Here is a 21,980-nt window from a genome sequence, read left to right as displayed (position 1 = left end):
GTTAGCAGGCGCGAAGAGCCGCGAGCAGCCCTTCGACCGGTTGAAAACGAACGTCCAGCTCGGCCAGCAAAACGCTTTGCATGTCCTTGCGGAAGGCGTCGAGCCATGCGTCGGACGCGAGCGGCGCGGCAGCGTTGGTGGCGTCGGTCGCTTCCGCCTCCGCGACCTTCCGGGCCTCCCCCTCTTTCAAGCGCTCGAAGTGCCCGCCGAGCAGGCCGGGCACCGCGCCGAGCAAAGTCCGCTCGCGCTCGCCGAGCGCACGCTCCATCACCGCATCGACGACCGCGAGCCGCGCAAGCGCGGGCGCTTGCGTCGCCAGCAGCGCGCGCAGCCGCCCGCGCAACGTGCCGATCGCAGTTTCCATCGACTGCTGAAGCGCGAGATAGCGCTGCCTGAAGACCGCGTAGTCGGTCTGCGTGTCGACGGCCACGCGCGGTGCCGACATCCGGGCAGACAAAGACGACGAGCCACGCCGCCGTGAGCCCGCGAGCACGCTATCGCTGGCGATTGCGCTCACCAGCGAGCGGCGCACACGCGTGCACTCTTCCTCTTCCGCGCGACCGAACGCGCGCGCGCCACCAGCGACGGCCGGCGGCTTGCCGTCGAGCGCCGATGACAACGCGATAGCGTCGGTCCAGCCGAGCCACTGGCTCAGCCGATCCGCCAGCGATTGGCGCGATTCGGCGACGTCGGCCTCGGCGAGACGGGCCAGTAAGCGAACGAGCGCGGGCCCGCTGAGGGCGCTGCGCTGAGGGGCTTGCAACATACCACCGGACGCAAAAAAGTCAGCAGTTTACACGCTGGGGCCAACGAGTCCGAAGTCGCTTACTCGATCGTGCGTCGAAAGACCCGGTTTTGCCCGATCGAACCTGGCATTCGCGCGTTTTCTCGAGCGCGGTTTTTTGCCAATAGCGAAGCGAGCCTATCCCTGTATAAGATGAAAGCTGGCGCATCGCCTCGCACTGAACACTGCGGAGCGTCGACAACACACAGAACACACGCAAGGCGGACAGGCAGCATGAAATTCGATACCGTGGTGCTCGGCGCCGGCATTGTCGGGGTATGCGTCGCCGTGCATCTGCAGAAGCGCGGGCGCGCGGTTGCACTGATCGACCGTAAGCAGCCGGGCAACGAGACGTCGTTCGGCAACGCCGGGCTGATCCAGCGCGAAGGCGTCTATCCGTACGCGTTTCCGCGTGGGCTCGGCACGCTGCTGCGCTACGCGCGCAACCAGTCGCCTGACGTGCGCTATCACGCCGACGCAATGCTCCAGGTTGCACCGTTTCTATGGCGCTACTGGCGCAACTCACATCCGGCGAAGCACGCGGAAATCGCGAAGTCGTACGCGACATTGATCGAGCATTGCGTCAGCGAACATCGCGCGCTCGCCGCGGACGCCGGTGCGAGCGCGCTGCTGCGGCCCATCGGCTGGATCAAGGTGTTTCGCCACACCGCCGCGCGCGATGCCGAAATCACGCTTGCCGAACGGTGGCATCGCGAATACGGCGTCGAGTTCGAAACGCTCGACGCCCCGCGCCTGCAACAGCTCGAACCCGATCTCGACAAGCGCCTGCAAGGCGGGCTGCGCTATCCGCAATCCGATTCGGTCAGCGATCCGAACGCGCTCGTCACCGCGTACGAGCGGTACTTCGAAGCGCTCGGCGGACGGTTCTTCATCGGCGATGCCGATACGCTTCGCGAAGGCTGGCAGGTCGATACGCGGGACGGGCCGATCTCGGCCGCAGCGGCGGTGATCGCGCTCGGGCCGTGGTCGGATCGCGCGAGCACGCGGCTCGGGTATCGGCTGCCGCTCGCGGTCAAGCGTGGCTATCACATGCACTACGCAGCGCGTCGGACCGCACACCTCAACCACCCGATTCTCGACGTCGACCACGGTTATGTGCTCGCACCGATGGCGCGCGGCATCCGATTGACCACGGGCGTCGAAATCGCGCGCCCCGAAGCGGTCAAGACGCCGGTGCAGCTCGATGCGGCCGAACCCATCGCGCGCACGCTGTTTCCGCTCGGCGAACGTCTGGACCCGGAACCGTGGATGGGACGGCGCCCGTGCACGCCGGACATGATGCCGATCATCGGGCCCGCGACGAAACATCAGGGGCTGTGGTTCGCGTTTGGCCATGCGCATCATGGTCTGACGCTCGGACCGGTGACGGGGCGGCTGATCGCCGAGATGATGACCGGCGAGCAGACGCTGGTCGATCCGCGGCCGTTTCGCGTCGAGCGGTTTTAGCCGGATGGTCCCAGGCGCCTCGATCGAGCGCCTGATTTTGTTACTTCCGTGAAAGAAACGACGGACAAGAGTGCCCGCAATGGGCTTCCTGAACGACCGGTTTTTGCCCTCTTCCGCAACCAGGGCGAGGACAGCGATTATCAAAACCGCTCCTCCCCACGCCCTTCGCGCCGTCTCTCCCCAGATAGGCTATGCGCTGTATAGCCGCCAAACACCCGGCTTCATACAGCAATTCACACCGATCTTACTCTCAACCCGCATTCGCCGCACATCTTCCCGGGCAGCTCCCGCCAAAATTTCTATTGAGAACGCTTCTCAATTACGTGGCAATTGAATACAATCCGCCACGAAATAACTTTGTAATAAACATGGAATGCTCGGGTAAGGAAACTAGCACCGGCCCCGGCTTCCCGAACTCGACGGGGATAAACATGAAGTTGCGGTCCGACGATCCGAAGCTCGGCAAAATCAGCACGACACTGTGCGGCGTACTGGCCGCCGGCCCCGCCCTCGCGCAGGGCGCCACGGCCGCCGCGCCCCCAGAGCGCGAGGCCCAGCTCGCGCCGATTTCCGTGCAAGGCCAGTCGGACGATGGCTTCAAGACCGATCACTCCGCGTCGGTCAAATTCACTGCACCGCTCGTCGATACGCCGAAGTCGGTCACCGTGATTCCCGAGGAGCTGATTCGCAGCACCGGCGCATCGACGCTGACCGAAGCGCTGCGCACCGTGCCCGGCATCACGTTCGGCGCCGGCGAAGGCGGCAACCCGCTCGGCGACCGGCCGTTCATTCGCGGCTACGACGCGCAGGGCAGCACGTTCGTCGACGGCATGCGCGATATCGGCGCGACCACGCGCGAAGTGTTCAACATCGAAAGCATCGAAGTGACGAAGGGTTCAGACGGCGCGTTCGGCGGCCGCGGCGGCGCGGGTGGCAGCATCAACCTGATCACGAAGACGCCGCATCTGGGCACGACCGCCGACGGCAGCGTCGGCCTCGGCACCGACCGCTATCGCCGCTTCACCGCCGACGGCAACTGGCAGATGGCCGACCACGCGGCGTTCCGCCTGAACGTGATGAGCCACAACAACGACGTGGCCGGCCGCGACGCGGTCAACAACGAGCGCTGGGGCATCGCGCCGTCGTTCACGTACGGTCTCGGCACGCCGACCCGCGTGACTGCAAGCTACTACCACCTCACCACCGACGATCTGCCCGACAGCGGCATCCCGTACTTCTACACGACGACCAACAAGCCGGCGAACGTCAGCACGATCTTCCCGGCGCCGGTGGACCGCCACAACTTTTACGGCCTGATCGACCGCGACTTCCGCAAGACGAGTTCGGATATCGGCACCGTGCGCATCGAACACGACATCAACGGCCACCTGACGATCCGCAACACGACGCGCTACACGAAGTCGACCCAGGACTACATCTGGACCCAGCCCGACGACAGCCAGGGCAACGTCGTCAACGGCAAGGTGTGGCGCCGCGCGAATACACGCGCGAGCAACGTGTACAGCCTCGCGAACCAGACCGAACTGTTCGGCGAGTTCAAGACGGGCTTCCTGAAGCACAGCTTCACGACCGGTATCGAGTTGTCGCGCGAAACCAGCGTCAACGATTCGTACACGGTGGCGGCCGCAACCGGCGCGATCTGCGCAACCCAAGGCATTGGCGCGGCGTCGGGCTATAACTGCACGAGTCTTTGGACGCCGAATCCGAACGATCCGTGGGCCGGATCGATCAGGCAAACCAACGACCCGAGCCAGCAACGCACCACCACCAGATCGATCTACGCGTTCGATACGATCGGGTTGACCAGGCGCTGGCAGGCCAACGTCGGCCTGCGCGTCGACGATTACTCGACCGAACTGCGCAATACCGTCGCCAACGGCGCGACGCGTGTGTCCCGCGACGACACGCTGTTCAACTACCAGTTCGGCCTCGTGTTCAAGCCGGCCTCGAACGGCAGCATCTATGCGTCGATCTCCACGTCGTCGACGCCGGCTGGCGCACTGCTCGGCCAGGGCAGCGAAACGCAGTCGCTGATTCCGTCCCGCGGCGTCGGTCCGAACGCGGCACTGTTGTCGCCGGAAAAGAACCGCAGCGTCGAAGTGGGCAGCAAGTGGAACGTGCTCGACAACAAGCTATCGCTGACCGGCGCGCTGTTCCAGATCGACACGACCAATGCGCGCGTCACGCTGCCTGACAACACTTACGCGATGGTCGGCAACAAGCGCGTGCAGGGGTTCGAGTTCGGCGTGGCGGGTCAACTGACCAACAAGTGGCAGGTGTTCGGCGGCTACACGTATCTGAAGAGCGAGTTGCGCAACAACGGCAAGACCAAGTCGGATAACGGTCATCAGTTCCCGAACACGCCGAAGAACAGCATCAGCCTGTGGACCAACTACGACGTGCTGCCGAAGTTCACGATCGGCGGCGGCGCGTTCTATATGTCGCAGGTGTATGGCGACACCGCGAATCTGCGGGCGGTGTCGTCGTACTGGCGCTTCGACGGCATGGCGACGTATCGCGTGAACAAGCACGTCGATCTGCAACTGAACGTTCAGAACATCTTCAACCGCACGTATTACGACCAGGCGTACGCGGCGCACTACGCGTCGATCGCACCGGGACGCTCCGCGTTCCTGACGCTCAACGCCCACTACTGATGCCGCGCGCGACGAACGAAGTCTCGGTGCGGGCGCTCGCGAGCGTGTCGCGCGATGAACTCGCCGCCATCCTCGCGGGGCCGCCCGAGCGTGCCGCCGCGTGGGTCGCGGCGGCCGCGCGCAACGGCATCGTCGACGCGCAGGCCATGTACGGGCAGTACCTGCTCGACGGTCACGGCGTCGAGCGCGACGTCGACGAAGCGTTCGTCTGGTTCCGGCACGCGGCCCGGCGCGATCATCCGATGGCGATGAACATGCTCGGCCGCTGCTACGAACATGGCTGGGGCACGGCCGCCTGCGCGCCGGTCGCCGTGTACTGGTATCGGCTCGCGGCACAAGCCGGGCTCGACTGGGGCATGTACAACTATGCGTCGGCGTTGGCGCTCGGTCATGGCATCGAATGCGATCGCGCGCAGGCATTGCAGTGGTTCTTGCGTGCGGCCGAACTCGGGCATGCGAAGTCGTTGAACTTCGTCGGCAGCTTTTACGAGGACGGTTGGAGCGTGGATGCCGATGCGGATATCGCGCTGGACTACTATCGACGCGCCGCGCAAGGCGGCGATTTTCGCGGGCAGTTCAATTACGCGCGGCTGCTCGCCGAGCGTGGCGAAATCGCGGAAGCATTGCAATGGTTGCAACGTGTGCCGCACACCGCGACCGGCGCTTTCGTCGCGAAGATGTGTGCATGGCTGGCCGCTTCTCCCGTTAGCGCGTTTCGCGCACTCGAACGCAGCCTTGGCGCAAACGCCAATGCGAATGCCAGTGCGACTGCGAGCGTCAACATGAACACGCAAATCAGCGCCACGCCAAACCTGACGCAGGAGCCGCGCACATGATGCTGCATTTACCCGCCGTACTCGGCAAACAGCAGGTCGCGCAATGCCGCGAAATGCTCGACGCGGCGCAATGGATCGACGGTAATGCGACTTCAGGCCAGCAATCGGCGCAAGCCAAGCGCAACCAGCAGCTGCCCGAAGGCTCACCCGCCGCGCGTGCGATCGGCGATGCGATTCAGGACGCGCTCGGCCGCAACGCGCGCTTCTTTTCCGCCGCGTTGCCGCTGAAAGTCTTCCCGCCGCTCTTCAATCGTTATACCGGCGGCGACGGCTTCGGCACGCACGTCGACAATGCGATCCGCCAGTTGCGCGGCACTGGCTTCCGCATCCGCAGCGACCTGTCGGCTACGCTGTTCCTCGCCGAACCGGACACCTACGACGGCGGCGAGCTTTGCATCGAGGACACCTACGGCGCGCATCGCGCGAAACTGCCGGCCGGCGACATGGTGCTCTACCCCGCCTCGAGCCTGCATCACGTGAGCCCGGTCACACGCGGAGTGCGCGTCGCGTCATTCTTCTGGATTCAGAGCATGGTGCGCGACGACGGCCAGCGCGCGACACTGTTCCAGCTCGACAACGACGTGCAGACGCTCGCGGCGGAACGAGGCTCGAACGACGCGACCGTCGTGAGCCTCACGGGCATCTATCACAATCTGCTACGTCGCTGGGCCGACGCCTGATCGGCGCCAGGTCACCGGCCGTCGATGCAATAAAAAACGCCGCGGGCCAACTGCCCCGCGGCGTTTTTCATCGAGCCGGACAAACGTCGATCAGGCCGTCACGGCAGCCCGACGCGGCGACACTGCCGACACCACGAAGCTCACGACGATGTTCGCGACCAGCGCGATCAGGCCGATATACAGCGGATAGTTCTCGTGGCCGAAATGTAGGCCGTACACCGGCTTGAGCCCTTGCGAAATCGCGAGGCCGGTGCCGAGCACGATACCTACCAGCCAGCCGAGGAACAGACCCGGCGTGTTCAGACGGCGCGTGTACAGCGTGAACACGATGGCCGGGAAAATCTGCAGAATCCACACACCGCCGAGCAGTTGCAGATCGATCGCGTACTGCGTCGGCAGGAACACGATGAACAGCAGCGCGCCGAACTTGACGACCAGCGAGACGATCTTCGCGTTGGCCGCTTCCGCTTGAGGCGAGAGGTTCGGCGACACCAGCGGACGCCACAGATTACGCGTGAACAGATTCGCCGCGCCGATCGACATGATCGCGGCCGGCACCAGCGCGCTGATCGCAATCGCGGCGGCCGCGAAGCCGACGAACCACGACGGGAACAGCGTACCGAACAGCGCCGGCACCACGTCGCTCGCCGACTTCACGTTCACGCCCGCGGCGATCGCCATATAGCCCAGCAGCGCGATCAGGCCGAGCAGCACCGTGTAGGCCGGCAGGAAGATCGCGTTCTTGCGAACCGTCTTTGCCGACGACGACGACAGCACCGCCGTCATCGTATGCGGATACATGAACGCAGCGAGCGCCGAGCCGAGTGCGAGCGATGCGAACGCCGTGTACTGGTTCGGCTTCAGCAGGATGCCGGTCGCGCCGCCCTTCGCCTGGAAGTGCGCATCGGCCAGTTCGAACACGTGCCCATAGCCGCCGAGCTTCACCGGGATCAGCCATATCGCCGCGATCACGACGATATAGATCATGATGTCCTTGACGAACGCGATCATCGCCGGCGCGCGCAGGCCGCTCGCATACGTATAGAGCGCGAGGATCACGAACGCGACGATCAACGGCAATTCGCCGCTGACGCCGAGACCCTTGATCACGACCTGCATGCCGACCAGTTGCAGCGCGATATACGGCATCGTCGCGACGATGCCGGTCAGCGCGATGGCTGCCGGGAACCACTTGCCGCCGTATTCGCCGTGCACGTAGTCGGCCGCGGTGATGTGGTTCTTCGCGTGCGCAACCCTCCACAGCTTCGGCATCACCGCGAACACGAACGGATAAACGATGATCGTGTACGGCAGTGCGAAAAAGCCGTACGCGCCCACCGAAAAAACGAGCGCGGGCACTGCGATCACCGTATAAGCGGTGTAGAAATCGCCGCCGACGAGGAACCACGAAATGATCGTGCCGAACTGCCGGCCGCCGAGGCCCCACTCGTGCAACTGCGTCAGATCGCCACGCTTCCAGCGCGCCGCGAAAAAGCCGATCACCGTGACGAGCACGAAGAATGCGATGAATACCGTCATCGCAACCGGGTTCACAGGATTCAGATCGTTCATTTGAGACCTCGATACACGATGTAAATCAGCAGCGAGGTCAACGGCACCCACAGAAACTGATACCAGTAGAAGAACGGAAAGCCCGCGAGCGATGGATGCGTGTCGTTATAGAACGGCAGCCACAGCAGCGCGATATAAGGGATCAGCAAAATGAGCCAGAGCCATGAACGGCCGGCCGGCGGGGAGGTCTCCACGAACGTCTCCTTGAGTATTATCGACAGCACGCGCGATGGCTCGTGCGGGGAAATCGGGAACGCCGCACACTCGCCCGCCATGCCTGGCGCAGCGCGGGATGCGACGGGCATGTAGTATTCGCCTTCGCGCCTTTCCTTACAAGCGCGCAACTACGTAAGCCGTCTACGTAATAATACGTAGCCCGTTGACTGGCTTTTTTCAACGATGAAACTCAAAGCAAAGATTGTGCTGCTTGCGATCGTGCCCTTTCTGGCGGCGATCGCGAGCATCGAGACCGGCGTGCGCCGCGAAGCGACGGCGTTAGCCGAGCGGCAGCACGCGACCACCCAGTCCGCCTACATGGCCAGCAAGGAAGTCGAGCTCAAGCACTATGTCGAGCTCGCGACCACCGCGATCGCGCCGCTCTACGAAGCCGGTGGCGCCAACGCGCGCGACGACGCGCTGCTGCGCACGCGCGCGCTCGCGGTGCTCGAGAAGATGAATTTCGGCGAGGACGGCTACTTCTTCGTGTACGACCTGCACGGCCGCACGCTGATGCATCCGCGCGAGCCGGATCTGGTGGGCCGGGATTTGTGGTCGTTGCGTGACAGCCACGGCGCGCCGACGATCCAGCAGCTACTCGCCGCGGCCGCGCGCGGCGGCGGCTACGTGCGCTATCTGTGGCATCGGCCGTCGACCGGCAACGAGGAGTCGAAACTCGGCTACGTGGTGCCGCTCGAACGCTGGGGCTGGATGCTCGGCACCGGCATTTATCTCGACGACGTCGACGCGGCGCTCGCGCATATCGACGAGGAGGCCGCGGCCAATATCGATCGCACGATGAAGTGGATCGACGCGATCGCCGTGGCCGGCCTCGCGGTCATTGCGTTGTGCGCCCTCGTGCTGAACGTGACCGAATATCGCAGCGCCGACGCGAAGCTGAAGCGGCTCGCGCAGCAGGTCGTCGAGTCGCAGGAAAACGAGCGTGCACGCCTGTCGCGCGAACTGCACGACGGCATCAGCCAGATGATGGTGTCCGTGAAGCTGCTGCTCGAATCGGCGCTCGCGCGGCTCGAACGCGGCGACGCGCGCGTGCCCGCCGCCGAGGCCGCGTTGTCCACCGGACTCACGCGGCTCGGCGATACGCTGCGCGAAGTCCGGCGCATTTCTCATGCGCTGCGTCCGTCGATGCTCGACGATCTCGGCGTCGCCGCCGCGCTCGAACAACTGACGCGCGAACTCGGCGACGAGTCCGGCATCGCGATCGGCTTCACGCAGATCGCGCACACGCATGCGGCCACGCTGCCCGATACGGTCAACACCGTGCTGTTTCGTATCGCTCAGGAAGCGCTGACGAACATCGTGCGGCACGCGCAGGCGTCGAGCGCCGCGCTTGCGCTCGAAGTGTCGCGCGATGCGGTCACGCTGACGATCTCCGACAACGGCCGCGGCTTCGACGTGGCCGACGCATTCGTCGGCGGACTCGAAGGCGTCGGTCTGCGCAACATGCGCGAACGGCTCGAAGCGCTCGGCGGCACGCTGTCGCTGAACTCGCAGCCGGGACACACCGTCGTTACCGCGCGCGTGCCGCTGCCAACGACGCACGCCACGATGCCGCCCCTGCAGGAATTCTCGTCATGAACGACACGACCTCTCCTTCCATCGCGCGTCTGCTGCTCGTCGACGATCATCCTCTCGTGCGCGACGGTCTGCGCGCACGGCTCGAAGCAGTGCGCCACTTCGAAGTGGTCGGCGAAGCGGGCGACGCGCAGGAAGCGCTCGCGCTGGCCGAACGACAGGCGCCGCATCTGGCGCTGATGGATGTCGGCATGAAAAGCGGCATGAACGGCATTGCGTTGGCAGGCCTGTTTCACGAGCGCTTTCCGGCGATTCGCGTGCTGATGCTGTCGATGCACGACAACCTCGAATACGTGACCCAGGCGGTGCGCGCGGGCGCGAGCGGCTATGTGCTGAAGGATTCGCCGGCGCTCGAGATCATTCAGGCAATTGGCGCGGTACTCGACGGCAAGACGTTCTTCAGCGCGGAGATTAGCGCCCGACTGATCCAGGCGTCGGCGACGCAATCGCCAGTCGAACGTTTGACGCCGCGCGAGCGCGATATTCTCGATGCGCTTGCCGAGGGACTGTCGAGCAAGCAGATCGCGCAGCGCAACGATCTGTCGGTGCGAACCGTGGAGACGCACCGGCTGAATCTGAAGCGCAAGCTCGATATCGAAGGGCAGGCGGAGTTGATCAAGTTCGCGGTCGAGAATCGGCGCAACAAGCGTTGAGGTTCGCTGGCGCGCGATAATGAGCCGGTCCACACCTGGAGCAGCCACAGCATGAAACGCGTGCTCGAACTGAGTCTCGCCAGCCTGATGCTTTGCGTGGCCGCGGCTCGCGTTTATGGCGAACCGGCGCGCGTCAATCGCGGCCACGATCCATTCATACAGATCTCCAAAGCTGTCGCCGATTGCCCGACGCCGCTCGGCCCGTTCGAATCCGAAAAGGAATGGCTCGACGATAGCCATTACCGGATCGAACGCGGCAATAGCTGCTGGATCGAAGGCCGTTGCCGTTTGCCGAACGCGTATCTGTACGACGCGGAAATCGCGGACAGCGTGCAACGGCGTCTCGCGAATCTGAACGTCGCGACGCACTGGCGCGAGCAATCGACGCTATGGCTGACACTGCAACGCCGCTTCATCTACGTCGAAGGTTGCGTCGCGCCGGGCTTCGACAAAAAGACCTTCCTGAACGAACTGGCCAAAACGGCGGACGTCGAGCGCGTAATCGACAATACGATCACCGATCCTCACGCCACTCAGTTGCCGTACCGCACGCAGGCGGACCCGGATAAGCCCGTGCTCAATCCGGGCAATTAACTCGGCAACTGGCGATTTTTTCGCCTCTGGCATCTGTCGTCTGCTATATCGGCAAACGTCGATAGCAACGCAGAAATCGTTCCTTTGGCCTTTGTAACGTCATTGCTAACATCAGCGGCCCTACCCTACGGTCCGCAATAACAATGACAACACCTCGATTTCGCCGTACCGGCTATCGCCCTTCATTGCGTCTCGGCGTGATCGGCGCCGCTGTCGCGAGCCTCGTCACGCTCGCCTCGTGCGGCGAAGACAACCTGCCGGCCGCGTCCGCCGCGTCGAATGCCACGCCGGTCGTCGCGCAGAAGCGGCCGAACATTCTCTACATCATGGCCGATGACCTCGGCTACTCCGACATCCACGCGTTCGGCGGCGAAATCAACACACCCAATCTCGATGCGCTGGTGCAAAGCGGCCGCATCCTGACGAATCACCACACGGGCACCGTCTGCGCGATCACGCGTTCGATGCTGATCTCGGGCACCGATCACCATCTGGTCGGCGAGGGCACGATGGGCGTGCCGACCGACGAGCGCAAAGGACTGCCGGGATACGAAGGCTATCTGAACGATCGCGCGCTATCGGTTGCGCAGTTGCTGAAGGACGGCGGCTATCACACGTACATGGCCGGCAAGTGGCACATCGGCTCGGGCATCGTCGGCAGCGCGACGGGCAGCGGGCAGACGCCGGACCAATGGGGCTTCGAGCACAGCTACGCGCTGCTCGGCGGCGCCGCGTCCAATCACTTCGCGCACGAACTGGCCGGCTCGCAGAACTACACCGAAGACGGCAAGTACGTGCAGCCGGGCCAGCCTGGGCAACCGGGCGGCGCGGGCGGCAGCCCAGCCGTGTTCTACTCGACCGACTTCTACACGCAGCGGCTGATCTCCTATATCGATTCGAACAAGGGCGACGGCAAGCCGTTCTTCGCGTACGCGGCCTATACGTCACCACACTGGCCGCTGCAGGTGCCCGATCCTTATCTGCACAACTACGTCGGCAAATACGATGCCGGTTATGACGCGATCCGCGATGCACGGATCGCCCGGCAGAAAGCGCTCGGCATCATTCCGCAGGACTTCGTGCCGTACGGCGGCGCATCGGAGACGCTGGCCGCGAGCCCGGCCACCGCGAACAACGGCACCACGAACGCGAAATACGTGAGCGCCGTGCACAGCGCCGTGCAGGGCTACACCGACTACGGCCCCGGCTATGTGAACAAGAAGTGGGACAGCCTGTCGCCGGCCGAGAAGAAAGCGCAGGCACGGTACATGGAAATCTACGCGGGCATGGTCGAGAACCTCGATCACAACATCGGCCTCTTGATCCAGCATCTGAAGGACATCGGCGAATACGACAACACGTTCATCGCGTTCCAGTCGGATAACGGCGCGGAGGGTTGGCCGATCGATTCCGGCGCGGACCCGACCGCCACCGACACCGCGAACGCGGCCGATCCGACCTACTCGCAACTCGGCACCGACAACGGCAAGCAGAACGCGCAACGTCTGCAATACGGCTTGCGTTGGGCCGAAGTCAGCGCGACGCCGTTCCGCCTGACCAAGGGTTATTCGGGCGAAGGCGGCGTGTCGACACCGTTGATCGTGCATCTGCCAGGCCAGACTTCGCAAAAGCCAACGCTGCGCGAATTCACGCACGTGACGGACAACACCGCGACGTTCCTCGCGGTCGCGCAGATCGCGCCGCCGACCACGCCCGCGCCCGCGCTGATCAACACGCTGACCGGCGTCGATCAGAACAAGGGCAAGGTGGTCTACAACAACCGCTATGTGTATCCGATCACCGGAAGATCTCTGCTGCCGCAGCTCGAAGATCAGAGCACGGCGCCCGTGCATAGCGCGTCGTTCGGCGACGAGGCCTACGGCCGCGGTTATCTGCGCAGCGCCGACGGCCGCTGGAAAGCTCTGTGGACCGAACCGCCGCTCGGCCCCGTCGACGGTCACTGGCAGCTGTACGACATGAGCGCCGATCGCGGCGAAACGCAGGACGTGTCCGCGCAGAACCCGTCGATCATCGATGGTCTCGTGCAGCAGTGGAACGAGTATATGACTAGCGTCGGCGGCGTCGAGCCGTTGCGTCCGCGCGGCTACTACTGAGCACACGATGGCGTTTTCATTCAAGCTCAAAGGCGGCGTGGCCCTGTATGGCGCATACGCCGCGATCGCGGCGGCCGCATTCGCCGCCGCGTTTGCCGCGCCGTCCATCGGTGTGGCGAGCGCGGCGGTATTCGGCGGCGGCCCGTCCAGCGCATTCGACAGCCTCAACCGCTCGCGCCCGCTCGCCGCGCTCGGCTCCGAGCAGCAATGCGAGCGATACTCTGGCCTGCCTGCGCGCTGGCGCGACGACCCGCAAGCCGGCATGGTGCATCTGCATGGTGGCGACTTCGTGTTCGGCAGCAAGCTCGGTTACGAAGACGAGCGCCCGGCCGGCAACGGCAAGACGCACGTTGCCGGCTTCTGGATCGACCAGACTGACGTCACGAATGCGCAGTTCGCCGCGTTCGTGCGCGCGACCGGCTACGTCAGCGATGCGGAGCGCCAGGGCGGTGCGGTCGTTTTTCACACGCCGACACGCGAGGAAATGAACGCGCGCGATCTCGCGTGGTGGAGTTGGGTCAAAGGGGCCGCGTGGAATCATCCGAGTGGCCCCGGCAGCAATCTCGACGGCCTCATGAATCAACCGGTGACGATGGTCACGCAGGCCGATGCGCTCGCCTACGCACACTGGCTCGGCCGCGATCTGCCGACCGAAGCCGAATGGGAATACGCGGGCAAAGCCGGCCATGAAGGCGCGGATCTCGACACCGCGCCGCGCGACGCGCACGGCAAGCCGAGCGCAAACTACTGGCAAGGCGTGTTTCCGGTGCTCAACACCAGTGAGGATGGTCATGCCGGCCTGTCACCGGTCGGCTGCTATGCGGCGAACGACTTCAGGCTTTACGACATGATCGGCAATGCGTGGGAGTGGACCAAGGACGTGTACAGCGGTCCGCACCAACCGCATACGAACGGCGATACCGCGGCCGTGGCGCCGCTCAGTCGCCGACACGATACGCCGATGGTCATCAAGGGCGGCTCGTTCCTGTGCTCGCGCGACTATTGCGTCAGGTATCGCGCGGCGTCGCGCGAGCAGCAGGAAGCCGATTTGCCGGCTTCGCATATCGGCTTTCGCACGGTGTCGAGGGATCGGTCATGAAGCGATATGCGATTGCCGCGCTTGCGTTCGCGGTGTTGACTGCCTGGCTGCCCGAACCCGCGCACGCCGCCGCGCAGACCATTAGGGTCGGGGTGAGTTCGGGCGCGCAAGCGGAGATCATGAACGAAGTGCGCCGCGTCGCCGCGACCGAGGGCCTGGCGCTCGACATCGTGGTGTTCGATAAGCCGTCGCGGATCGACGCGGCGCTCGTCGCGAAACAGATCGACGTCGCGAGCTTCGAGGACGAACCCGCGCTCGACGCGCAGCGCAAACAGCATGGCTACGCACTGACGAGCGTGGCCACGACCGTCACGTTCCCGGTCGCGCTCTACTCGCGCAAGCTGACGAATCTCGTGCAATTGCAGCGCGGCGCGACGATTGCGATACCCGACGATCCCGCCGGCACCGCACGCGCGCTGATCCTTCTGCAAAACGAGACGCTGCTGACGTTCCGCGACAGCGCGGGCCTGCACGCGACGCTCGCCGACATCACGAGCAACCGCCTCCATCTGAAGATTCGCCAGGTGCCGCGCGCGCGTCTGTACGACTCGTTGAACAGCGTCGCGTTCGCCGTGATCGACAGCGACACAGCGGGGCGCTCGGGTCTTCGCCCCGCTCGCGACGGCCTGAGTCTCGAAGACGCGCGCTCGCCGTATGCAAACGTGCTGACCGTGCGCGACAGCGATCGCCAGCACCCATGGGTCGCGCAACTGGTCGCCGCCTATCATTCGAACGACGTCGCGCATTTCATCCTCACGCGTTATCAGGACTCGGTGCGTCGGCCGTGGTGAACACGTTTTCGTTTTCCTGCTCCGCGTGCGGTCGATGCTGCAACAGTCCACCATCGATGACGCTGGCGGAGTTGTTTCGCCATCCCGACCGGTTTATCGGCTGCATTGCGATTGGACGCGTGGCGCGCAGGCGGCCCGGCCAACGGCTGCATGTCGGCCGGCATGAAGCCGTGCTCGACGAAGCCGACTGCGCGGCGTTCGAAGTGCTCGCCGATACGCTGCTGTATCGCGCGGGCGATACCTTCAGCATCGTCGCGCAGGGCTTCGACTATCCGTCGCTCGCGCGCTGCCCTGCTCTCGCGGACGACGGACGTTGCGCGATTCATCTGCAAGGCAAGCCGCTGACCTGCGAAGTGGTGCCGCTCGACCCGCTCGTGCCGGACAGCCTGCAACATCTGGTGCTGGCCGAACGCGGCTCCAGCGCCATCTATGTCGGCAGCGCATGCATACAGGAAGGCAAACGCGACGATGCGGCGTTGCTGGTCGACGAAGGCCGCATTGCCGATCCGCACGCTAAAGATGCGCTCGCGCGGCGGCGTCGTGCGTTAGAACAGGAGCGCGCAATCTGGACGCAAGCCGTATTCGAAGCGTTGCGCGCCGACCTGTTCGATTCACCCGCCGCGCTCGCACGCATTCCCGCGGGCGGTTTTCTGACGGTCTCGCTCGTGCCGGCACTGCTAAGCGTCGCGGCGGCATCGTCGCGCTGCCGCGAACTGTGCATCGACTACATCGACAGCCAGTTGGCGTTGATCGAACGCAGCATCGTGCAAGCGCTCACACGACGCCGGCTCGACGATCGTCCGGTCACGCAGCAACTGCGCGGCTTTGCCAATGCGTATCGACATGCGAAAGCGCGCCTCGTCGATGCGACCGCCATCGAGCAACACAATGGCACGCAGGCTTTGCGCCCCGACATCGAAGCGTATCTGAGCGGCGCCGTTCACTGATCCGTCGGCGCGTCGACACTTTCTATTCAGTTATTCAAAGCTGTGTATCCAGCAGCCGTACGAACTTTTCGACGACCTTCTCGGTAAACGAACGTCGCGTCCATGCTTCGAGTGTGATGCGCTTCGACTTCGCGATGTCGTCGTTGAACGCGGCGGTCTGCTGTCTGGCGAAAGCGCGGTCGTAGATGTTCAGGTTTGCTTCGTCGTTCAGCTTGAACGAGCGGTTATCGAAGTTCGTCGAGCCGACCGACACCAGGTACTCGTCGACCACCAGCAACTTGCAATGGAACATGGTCGGCTGGTACTCGTAGATCTCGACGCCCGCTTTCAATAGATCGCCCCAGCATGCCCGCGACGCTTCGCGCACCGTGTGCGTATCGATGCGTTTGCCCGGCGTGACGATCTGTACTTTGACGCCGCGTTTCGCGGCTTCGACGATCGCGTTGATGGTGAGCTTGTCGGGCACGAAGTACGCGCTCGCAAGCTGCAAACTGCGCGTCGCGGCAGTGATGGCCATCAGATACATCAACTGCATGTCGTCGCTGCCGCCCGACGGCGAACTGCTGAACATATGCGCAAAACCCTCGCCCGCTCCTTTCGGCTCGGCGTCGATGTGCGGGAAATACCTGGGACCGTGCAAGACGTTGCCGGTCGCCTTGATCCAGTTATCCATGAAGACGGCCTGCATATGGGCGACCGCCGGACCGGTCAAGCGGAAATGCGTATCGCGCCAATGCTTTTCGTCCTGCGCATGGCCGGTCCACTCCGGCGCAATGCCGACCCCGCCCGTAAAACCGATCCGGCCGTCGATCACCAATAGTTTCCGGTGCGTACGATCGTTCATGCGACCGAGTCCGGTCCAATGCGGTTTGTGAAACTTGACCACTTCGGCGCCGGCCTCGCGCAGCAGTTGCAGATAGCGCCGATCCATTTTCGAACAACCGACCCAGTCGAGCAGGACATGTACGGCGATGCCTTCATGCGCCTTATCGGCAAGCGCACGCGCAATCTGCTCGCCGATCTCACCAGACCAGTAAATGAACGTTTCAAATGTGATGGTTTCGCGCGCCGACCGAATGCCTTCGAGCATCGACGGAAAGATCTGGTCGCCGTTGAGCAGCATCTCGAAGCGATTACCCGGCACCACGGGCGGACCGAGCAATAGACCCATCGAGCGGAGGAATTGCGGATCTTCGCTCTTATAGAGCCGCTCGATCTTATGTTCTATTTTCTTCTCGCCGCTCGACAGATTGGCGATCACGAGAACGATCACCAGCGTGACGAACGCGGTAATAGCAATGGTCAGCATGCATGGCCTCGATGGCAGGCGGCGGGATACGGCATGCGCATCCCTCGTCCGACGGGAAAGAGCCGGACTCGTGCCCGGCTCTCACGATCCTCGGGTCATGCACGGCGCGTGCCCGCATCGGGACCGCGCCTTGCTTTCCGGTTCCAACGCGTTATCTGACCAAAGCAAATGCCTCGCGACTGGCTATTTCGCCCGCGCCGAATACGCCGATGACCGTATAGTCCGAAGCCACGCATTCGAAGGTCGATGCCTGAAACGTAATGACGAAATGCCGCCGCGCCGGTGACTCGGCAGCAATGGCGATCGGGTCCGTCGTCACGGCGGCAATCTCCGCGCACAACGACGAATTGACGATTTCATGCACCGCGTAGCCAGTGAGACCTTGCGCCGCGAGCGGATGAATGGCGAGAGCGTCATCGCCCGGCGGCCCGAGACGATGAAACACGGCGTCGGCGAACAATACCGCGCAAAAAGGATCGTCGCCGGGATCGAACGGTCCGAACCGTTCAAAGTCCGACTCCGCGATCGGATAAGTGAGGATTACACGGCGATCGCTGGCGACGATGAATGGTTCGGCGGCATCGACTGCCGGATGAGGAACAGAGTCCAGCAGGAAGACCTGATCTTCCTGCCCGGATGCATCGAACGTGCTAACCATCTACTTCACGGCTCCGCGGCTATTACGCGCCTGCTTGCGTCTCGGGCGTTTGCGGAGCCGCCGCGACGGGCGCGGCCGTGCTCTTTGCGGCAGCCTTGCGGGCCGGTGCTTTTCTTGCCAACTTCACAGCGCTTTTGCGGCCAGCGGTTTTCTTCACCGCGGCTTTCCGGCTTGCCGGCGTTGCCTTTCTGGCTGCGGTCTTTTTCATGGCCGTCGTGCGCGTGGCTTTTTTCGCCACTGCTTTTTTCGCCGTGGTCTTTTTGCCTACCGCGCTTGCGGTCGCTTTCGCCTGGCCGCTCTTTGCCGCCGTTTTCACCGCTTTCGGAGCGGCAGCCGCGCTCGCGCCATCGATCAGGAATTTGCTGCGATCCTTAACGGAAGCAAGCCATGCCGGCGCCGGACCGCGTCCGCTCCACGTCGCACCGGTTTTCGGATCCAGGTACTTCGGCGGCTGGGCGCCTTTCGGCTGACCTTTGCCGCGCTTCGCGGCGGGAGTAGCCGCGGCTTGGCTTGCGCTCGCAGCGTCGATCAGGAACACCGTGCGGTCCTTCGCGCCGGCGATCCAGCCAGGCGCGCGGCCGTGCCCCGTCCAGGTCGCGCCGGTTTTAGGGTCGCGGTACTTCGCCGGCGTTGCCGACCTGGCGGCTTTGCTCACGCCAGCAGGTCTTCCCCGGCCCGTACCCGTATTGCCATTCAGACCTCGCGCGGAGCGTCGTGCCTTTGCCTGTGCTTCGATATCGGCAGTCGTCAGACCGTGCTTGAGCATCAACTCGCGAATCTGATCGACCGCGGCCTGCGCTTTTCTGGCAATGAGAACGTCAGCTTGCGCCTGGAGCTTCTTAAGCTTTGCTTGGATTTGCTCTAACGAAGGCATTTGATTGCTCCTTATGTGGTAATCGTCGAACTATGCCATGAATGACGGAAGAAAGGCAGTCTATTGACCTATCCTGAGCTTCAATACATCGATACCAGCGCCGATGCAGCTTTCAAATAATAAAGCTTTCAGGTTTTCTAGCGGGTCATCGAAGCTTTCTTCCTTTTCCTTCCCTCGTGATTCTTCTTTTTTCGTTTCGGTTCCACCGCTCAGATAGGTGTAAAAACGACGACCTGGCGATCGGCAATGTACCTCACACTCCGTATAAAGCGGTAGTGTTGACCGTCCGCCGTTATCCGGTTCAGGCCCACGCGGGTCAGTAGCAGCATTTCATCTGCCTGGAAAGCATCGACGACACCGGAATCTGTTAAATCCTCCAATGCACCGGATGGATTTCCGACATAAACGCTGCGCGCCTGCTTGCCGATCCGCATGACGACCACGCTTTTTCCCTCGTCGAGCGCCAATTCGAGAAAGCTCGCGAGCGTACGCAACGACTCCGGTGTGCAAGTCCTGGTCTGATAGATCGCTGCATTCGATGGCGTCATTTGTGTTTCCCCGTCATCAGCATCGACGGCAAAAGCGCGCCGTCATGCTTTCTGGCTTTAGTCGCTTCTACTATAGCCCGGCATTTGGATATTCAAAGGAGAGTAGCCCACTTTTTATTTGAAAACGGTCTTTTTTTGCTGAACCGCTATAGTGAACCGATTCAAGCGTGTGCAAGACATCAGTGACGATGCCTGCAAAGCCCCCGGCTCCGGTAACTTGCCGTTACCGATCTTGCAGCACTTGTTGCTCCTGCTCTGCGCAGGTCCATTTACACTTCGTATCGGTGCCCAGCGGCGGATGCCGAGCCAATAGAGAGTCCTTTGTCAGCCGCCATGCTCGCGGCGGCTATTGAAAAAGACGCCGGGCCACCCTAACTTCGATCCACTCAAACACGATGGTACTTACAATGAAAGCTGACTTTATTCGGACCGCCCTCGGGGCACTGGCAGTCTCGTTGGTAATGGCAAGCACCGCGAACGCGGCCGGTTGCCTGAAAGGAGCGGTAGTGGGCGGCGTCGCCGGACATTATGCGGGACATCACGCGGTGGTCGGCGCGGTCGGCGGCTGTATCGTCGGACGGCATGTGGCCAAAAAGCACGCCGAAGAACAGCAGGCGGCGACTCAGGCCGCGCCACATCAGCAAGCCAAAATGCAGTAACTGGCGCCCTGCTCCATTCACTCAGGCAATGCGTAATCCGCGCGCGGGCAAGATCTCCTGGGTGGTCACGAAACGATGCTGTTTGACCGCGTCGTGAAAGAGGCGGTAGTCGCTCTTCTCGAAGGCGGTCGTCCACTCCGGTCTGTCCCCGGTGTCGTCATCGCACAACAAACCGGTGGCCTGGTACTTCCACGAACCGTGTCCTTTCGCGATATAGCCGGGAACGGGTTCTTTCAAACCCGGAATACGGCCGGCATTCACCCATTCACAAACGGTTCTCAGACGCAGGTTGTCGTCGGGTTCGCGGTTCGTATCGAGCAGTCGGGTCAGTGCGTCTTTGACGTCGTCCGGCATGCCGGGCTGGTTTTCGAAATCTTCGCGTCCGGCCAGATAAGCTCGCACGACACGACAACTCATGTCCGCCGCCTGCACGAAATCCGGCAAATTGTGTCGTGAGATGAAGTGATTGCAGCCGTCGATGTAATGCCAGCGTGCCCACGGCTGGTCGGGATAATGCAACGCGGCGCCGTGGCCAACCGGCAACGCGATCGTCAGAACGTCCGTCTCGGCGCGCTCGATCAGATGCGCAACCGCCAGTTCCAGGCTCGCGAGCCAGCCTTTGCGCGTGCAATCCTGCGCTTCGAGAAGATGCACGCGATTCCACGGACTTTCGATGCCCGCGAATCCCTGGTGCGCCCAGGTATCGACATACGTATGAAGCGTCACGCCGAGCCGGTGCAACGCGGTCTCCGAATCGCGCTGCCGGATCGCGCGCCGCACGACTTCGCGCGCGACTTCACTGTCGGGCCGGCAAACCGCCTTTTCCTCGAGACTGTCACCCTCCCCAGCCGGCAGAAAATGGAACGGCGCCCAGACGAGCCGATTCTGGTCGTTCTCGGTATTGGCGTAATCGAATAACTTGTGCGCGGTCGCGAATCGCTCGAATGTCTCGCCGCCTTTGAACCGCAGTATTCCGTTCGTCGTTGCGTCGTCGACGTATTGGCAGGCATGCGCGACGGTTTGCGCATCGCCGGCCGTCATGCCGCCGACGCGCGCGGCAATGTAGACCACGCCGTAATGGAAGTCGATGTTCATGGCAGGCGCTCCTGGCGCGCATAGTCACGGCCGGTCTGTGGCCGGCGATAGGGCGAGACGAATACAGGGAGCTGCGCGTGAGTAGATAGTAGACGAGCGAGCGGCACGCGCCTTGAAATAACATGCGTATTGGGCGTGTTCTTCCACGTTTCGCGCCACGCTACTATTCGGGCTACTGAAGGAAAACGCCGGCGGCGCCAGCGAGATGCAACCCACCGGCACAGCAAGCCGCCGGGCAACGAGACGGAAAGCGTAACCCGGCCCGACCGGCGCCGGTCAGGTCAAATGTGTAACGGAAAGACGATTGTTCCAGTGCTGGTTCAGATACTCGAGCGCGAACATCCGGTGACAATGATGTGGTAAATGTTCACTGCAAAGCAGGCAGCCCGATTCAAACAGCGCGATATCCAGATTGCTTTCCACACGGCGGCGCGCGATGAGGTCGAGATATTCCTCGCGAAAGTTCTCCCAGCTCAGCTGCTTGCCCTGGTAGCGTTTGAGCAGTTCCGGCTCGGGAGCCAACTCCGGAATTTCCACGTACGCCGCATTGCACAACTGCTCGAGAAAGAAAGGCAGATCCTGCTTTTTCGCAAAACCCGCCAGCTGCGACGTGTTGTTGAGGCGAATGTCGAGCACCGTGCGCACTTGGGCCTCTTTCAACAAACCGAAGAACTTCTGGGCGCTCTTGCCGGTAAAACCAATGCTCGCCACCTGTACGGTACCTTTGTCACGTTTCATCGTGAATCCCCTTGGCGGGCCATTCGGCGCCCATAAAAAAGCCTCGCTGCGATTGGCGCAGCGAGGCTCGGT

At 63.0% G+C, this 21,980-nt stretch carries 21 protein-coding genes; 12 read left to right on the top strand and 9 right to left on the bottom strand.

Translation table 11 applies throughout. The features are described 5' to 3' along the window. Position 1: 1 nt before the first annotated feature. Entirely contained in the window at positions 2–766 is a 765-nt protein-coding gene (locus tag QFZ91_RS41025; RefSeq protein ID WP_429570795.1) for a DUF3348 domain-containing protein, read from the bottom strand. Between the two features lie 252 nt (positions 767–1,018). On the opposite strand from QFZ91_RS41025, the gene QFZ91_RS41020 reads away from it, so the two are divergent. The 4 genes from QFZ91_RS41020 (at position 1,019) to QFZ91_RS41005 (ending at position 6,445) form a co-directional block, all read left to right on the top strand. Continuing rightward, positions 1,019–2,251 carry an NAD(P)/FAD-dependent oxidoreductase gene (locus tag QFZ91_RS41020; protein ID WP_368717092.1) on the top strand — a complete coding sequence of 411 codons (1,233 nt, stop codon included), beginning with the start codon at positions 1,019–1,021 and terminating at the stop codon, positions 2,249–2,251. Positions 2,252–2,682: 431 nt separating this feature from the next. Beyond that, positions 2,683–4,929 (top strand): TonB-dependent receptor, encoded by a 2,247-nt coding sequence (locus QFZ91_RS41015; RefSeq protein WP_429570794.1) that lies wholly within the window; start codon positions 2,683–2,685, stop codon positions 4,927–4,929. Continuing rightward, the gene (locus QFZ91_RS41010) at positions 4,929–5,765 is read left to right on the top strand and encodes a tetratricopeptide repeat protein (protein ID WP_429570793.1); all 837 of its coding nucleotides are present in this window, start codon (positions 4,929–4,931) and stop codon (positions 5,763–5,765) included. Before QFZ91_RS41015 ends, QFZ91_RS41010 begins: the two co-directional genes overlap by 1 nt. Continuing rightward, positions 5,762–6,445 (top strand): Fe2+-dependent dioxygenase, encoded by a 684-nt coding sequence (locus QFZ91_RS41005; RefSeq protein WP_429570792.1) that lies wholly within the window; start codon positions 5,762–5,764, stop codon positions 6,443–6,445. The genes QFZ91_RS41010 and QFZ91_RS41005 overlap by 4 nt, the downstream gene beginning before the upstream one ends. 90 nt (positions 6,446–6,535) lie before the next feature. On the opposite strand, the gene mctP is transcribed toward QFZ91_RS41005, so the two are convergent. Together mctP and QFZ91_RS40995 are read right to left on the bottom strand one after the other, a co-directional pair. Further along, entirely contained in the window at positions 6,536–8,017 is a 1,482-nt protein-coding gene (gene mctP, locus QFZ91_RS41000) for a monocarboxylate uptake permease MctP (RefSeq protein ID WP_429570791.1), read from the bottom strand. Continuing rightward, entirely contained in the window at positions 8,014–8,211 is a 198-nt protein-coding gene (locus QFZ91_RS40995; protein ID WP_018434172.1) for a DUF3311 domain-containing protein, read from the bottom strand. The genes mctP and QFZ91_RS40995 overlap by 4 nt, the downstream gene beginning before the upstream one ends. 205 nt (positions 8,212–8,416) lie before the next feature. Here QFZ91_RS40995 and QFZ91_RS40990 point away from each other — a divergent pair, with 205 nt between their 5' ends. The 7 genes from QFZ91_RS40990 to QFZ91_RS40960 all read left to right on the top strand — a co-directional run bounded on the left by QFZ91_RS40990 (position 8,417) and on the right by QFZ91_RS40960 (position 16,027). Continuing rightward, the gene (locus QFZ91_RS40990) at positions 8,417–9,832 is read left to right on the top strand and encodes a cache domain-containing protein (protein ID WP_429570790.1); all 1,416 of its coding nucleotides are present in this window, start codon (positions 8,417–8,419) and stop codon (positions 9,830–9,832) included. Further along, positions 9,829–10,482 (top strand): response regulator, encoded by a 654-nt coding sequence (locus QFZ91_RS40985; protein WP_176120158.1) that lies wholly within the window; start codon positions 9,829–9,831, stop codon positions 10,480–10,482. The genes QFZ91_RS40990 and QFZ91_RS40985 overlap by 4 nt, the downstream gene beginning before the upstream one ends. Before the next feature lie 51 nt (positions 10,483–10,533). Continuing rightward, positions 10,534–11,076 carry a hypothetical protein gene (locus QFZ91_RS40980; protein WP_429570789.1) on the top strand — a complete coding sequence of 181 codons (543 nt, stop codon included), beginning with the start codon at positions 10,534–10,536 and terminating at the stop codon, positions 11,074–11,076. A 143-nt stretch (positions 11,077–11,219) separates the two neighbouring features. Further along, on the top strand, positions 11,220–13,190 hold the full coding sequence (locus QFZ91_RS40975) for an arylsulfatase (RefSeq protein WP_429570788.1): 1,971 nt from the start codon (positions 11,220–11,222) through the stop codon (positions 13,188–13,190). A 7-nt stretch (positions 13,191–13,197) separates the two neighbouring features. Then, positions 13,198–14,289, top strand: coding sequence for a formylglycine-generating enzyme family protein (locus tag QFZ91_RS40970; protein WP_429570787.1), 1,092 nt, complete (start codon positions 13,198–13,200; stop codon positions 14,287–14,289). Continuing rightward, a complete protein-coding gene (locus tag QFZ91_RS40965; protein ID WP_429570786.1) occupies positions 14,286–15,080 on the top strand; it encodes a MetQ/NlpA family lipoprotein in 795 nt (264 codons plus the stop codon). Before QFZ91_RS40970 ends, QFZ91_RS40965 begins: the two co-directional genes overlap by 4 nt. Before the next feature lie 56 nt (positions 15,081–15,136). Next, positions 15,137–16,027: a hypothetical protein gene (locus tag QFZ91_RS40960; protein WP_429570785.1), complete on the top strand. Its 891-nt coding sequence runs from the start codon at positions 15,137–15,139 to the stop codon at positions 16,025–16,027. A 34-nt stretch (positions 16,028–16,061) separates the two neighbouring features. Here QFZ91_RS40960 and cls read toward each other — a convergent pair whose 3' ends face one another. The 4 genes from cls to QFZ91_RS40940 all read right to left on the bottom strand — a co-directional run bounded on the left by cls (position 16,062) and on the right by QFZ91_RS40940 (position 19,416). Next, a complete protein-coding gene (gene cls, locus QFZ91_RS40955; protein ID WP_429570784.1) occupies positions 16,062–17,336 on the bottom strand; it encodes a cardiolipin synthase in 1,275 nt (424 codons plus the stop codon). Between the two features lie 151 nt (positions 17,337–17,487). Next, the gene (locus tag QFZ91_RS40950; protein ID WP_429570783.1) at positions 17,488–17,994 is read right to left on the bottom strand and encodes a hypothetical protein; all 507 of its coding nucleotides are present in this window, start codon (positions 17,992–17,994) and stop codon (positions 17,488–17,490) included. A gap of 22 nt (positions 17,995–18,016) precedes the next feature. Continuing rightward, positions 18,017–18,868, bottom strand: coding sequence for an H-NS histone family protein (locus tag QFZ91_RS40945; protein ID WP_429570782.1), 852 nt, complete (start codon positions 18,866–18,868; stop codon positions 18,017–18,019). Between the two features lie 209 nt (positions 18,869–19,077). Further along, positions 19,078–19,416, bottom strand: a complete 339-nt coding sequence (locus tag QFZ91_RS40940; RefSeq protein ID WP_176120149.1) for a hypothetical protein — start codon at positions 19,414–19,416, stop codon at positions 19,078–19,080. Positions 19,417–19,823: 407 nt separating this feature from the next. Between QFZ91_RS40940 and QFZ91_RS40935 the strand changes: the two genes are divergently transcribed. After that, positions 19,824–20,075, top strand: coding sequence for a hypothetical protein (locus tag QFZ91_RS40935; RefSeq protein ID WP_246391917.1), 252 nt, complete (start codon positions 19,824–19,826; stop codon positions 20,073–20,075). 21 nt (positions 20,076–20,096) lie between these two features. On the opposite strand, the gene QFZ91_RS40930 is transcribed toward QFZ91_RS40935, so the two are convergent. Next, positions 20,097–21,170: a DUF6765 family protein gene (locus QFZ91_RS40930; RefSeq protein ID WP_429570781.1), complete on the bottom strand. Its 1,074-nt coding sequence runs from the start codon at positions 21,168–21,170 to the stop codon at positions 20,097–20,099. A gap of 276 nt (positions 21,171–21,446) precedes the next feature. Beyond that, the gene (locus QFZ91_RS40925; protein WP_176106611.1) at positions 21,447–21,908 is read right to left on the bottom strand and encodes a DUF488 family protein; all 462 of its coding nucleotides are present in this window, start codon (positions 21,906–21,908) and stop codon (positions 21,447–21,449) included. Positions 21,909–21,980 lie beyond the last annotated feature (72 nt).

The sequence above is a fragment of the Paraburkholderia sp. JPY419 genome (genome assembly GCF_050435705.1).
Taxonomy (GTDB): Bacteria; Pseudomonadota; Gammaproteobacteria; order Burkholderiales; family Burkholderiaceae; genus Paraburkholderia; species Paraburkholderia youngii.
This window is presented reverse-complemented; position numbering and strand designations above follow the sequence as displayed.